The following is a 265-nucleotide window of genomic DNA, read 5'->3' as shown; positions in this document are numbered from 1 at the left end:
GCCCAAGCGAGTGGAAAATCACCGCAGCCAGCGGTATCAATACCACATAACCAAGCTCAGCTGCGGTATTCGACATAATACCGGCAAAGACAATGGTCAAAGTTACTAGCTTTTTGGGGGCGTTCATAACGAGACCACGCAAAGCTGCGGAGATCATACCCGAGCGCTCAGCAATACCCACACCCAATAGCGCGACCAATACTGTACCTAATGGCACAAAACCGGTAAAGTTGGTGACTAGATTTTCAACGATACGCGCTAAGCC

At 49.8% G+C, this 265-nt stretch carries 1 protein-coding gene; it reads right to left on the bottom strand.

Features of this window, described 5'->3' with window-relative positions; genetic code table 11:
* A partial coding sequence (locus AAEY79_RS15185) for an AbgT family transporter (RefSeq protein ID WP_352289298.1) occupies positions 1 to 265 on the bottom strand: 265 nt, incomplete at both ends.

The sequence above is a fragment of the Psychrobacter sp. GW64-MNA-CIBAN-0177 genome, from assembly GCF_040309585.1.
Taxonomy (GTDB): domain Bacteria; phylum Pseudomonadota; class Gammaproteobacteria; order Pseudomonadales; family Moraxellaceae; genus Psychrobacter; species Psychrobacter okhotskensis.
Note: the sequence above shows the minus strand (reverse complement) of the source record. Positions and strands in the feature narration are given on the sequence as shown.